This window comes from Rhodococcus marinonascens NBRC 14363 (genome assembly GCF_001894885.1).
GTDB lineage: Bacteria > Actinomycetota > Actinomycetes > Mycobacteriales > Mycobacteriaceae > Rhodococcus_F > Rhodococcus_F marinonascens.
In genome coordinates, this window is the sequence record NZ_BCXB01000118.1 from 1 (window position 1) to 1,536 (window position 1,536).

At 66.1% G+C, this 1,536-nt stretch carries 1 protein-coding gene; it reads left to right on the forward strand.

The annotated features are described in order from the left end of the window. The coding region (locus tag RM2_RS23100) for an amino acid adenylation domain-containing protein (RefSeq protein WP_139277936.1) at nucleotides 1-1,536 on the forward strand (1,536 nt) is incomplete at both ends.

Sequence of the window (1,536 nt, forward strand, 5' to 3'; positions counted from 1 at the left end):
CCCGGATGTGTCGTTGGCGGGGTTGGATGTGGTTGGTGGTGGGGGGTTGGTGTGTGGGGGTTCGGGTGTGGAGGGTGGGACGTTGGCGGAGATTTTGGTGGGGGGTGTGGGGGTGGATCCGGGGGCGGTGGCGGTGTCGTTTTCGGGTGTGGAGGTGTCGTATCGGGAGTTGGATGGGTGGTCGTCTCGGTGGGCGCGGTTGTTGATCGGTCGGGGGGTGGGGCCGGAATCGGTGGTGGCGGTGGCGTTGCCGAGGTCGGTGGAGTTGGTGGTGGCGGTGTGGGCGGTGGCGAAGTCGGGGGCGGCGTTTGTGCCGGTGGATCCTGGTTTGCCGGTGGTGCGGGTGGTGGAGTTGTTGGTCGATTCTGGTGCGGTGGTGGGGTTGACGGTGTCGGGTCGGGGGTTGCCGGGTGTGGTGGAGTGGTTGGAGGTTGATGCCGCGGGTTTCGGTGAGGGTTTTTCGGCGGGTCCGGTGTCGGATGGGGATCGGGTTGCGCCGGTGCGGCGGGGTGATGCTGCGTATGTGATGTATACGTCGGGGTCGACGGGGAAGCCGAAGGGTGTGGTGGTCACGCATGAGGGTTTGGCGAATTTGGCTGCGGAGGAGCGTGAGCGGTTTTCGGTGACGTCGTCGTCGCGGGTGTCGCATGTGGCGTCGCCGAGTTTTGATGCGTCGGTGTACGAGTGGTTGATGGCGTTTTCGGTGGGGGCGCGGTTGGTGATCGTGCCGCCGTCGGTGTTCGGGGGTGCGGAGTTGTCGGCGTTGCTCGAGGGGGAGGGGGTATCGCATTGTTTTTTGACGCCGTCGGTGTTGTCGACGCTCGAGCCTGGGGGGTTGGGGTGTGTGCGGGTGTTGGTGGTGGCGGGTGAGGTGTGTTCGCCGGAGTTGGTGGCGTTGTGGGCGCCGGGGCGGGAGTTGTTCGACGCTTATGGTCCGACGGAGGCGACGGTGCAGGCGACGATCAGTGATCCGTTGGTGGCGGGGGGTGTGGTGTCGTTGGGTGGGCCGGTGCGGGGTGTGGGGGTGGTGGTGTTGGACGGGTGGTTGCGTCCGGTGCCGGTGGGTGTGGTGGGGGAGTTGTATGTGGCGGGGTCGGGGTTGGCGCGGGGGTATCACGGTCGGGTGGGGTTGACGGCGGCGAGTTTTGTGGCGAATCCGTTTGGGGCGAGTGGTTCGCGGTTGTATCGGACGGGGGATTTGGTGCGGTGGTCGGTGGAGGGGGTTTTGGAGTTTCGGGGGCGTAATGATTTTCAGGTGAAGGTGCGGGGTCAGCGGGTGGAGTTGGGGGAGGTGGAGGTGGTGTTGGCCCGGTGTGTGGGGGTGGCGCGGGCGGTGGTGGTGGTGTGGGGGTCTCGGTTGGTGGGGTATGTGGTGCCGGTGGTGGGTGTGGTTCTCGATCCGGATGTGGTGGTGGGGTTTGCGGGGTCGGTGTTGCCGGCGTATTTGGTGCCGTCGGTGGTGGTGGTGTTGGGGGAGTTGCCGGTGACGGTGAATGGGAAGTTGGATCGCGGCGCGCTTCCCACACCCGACATCAC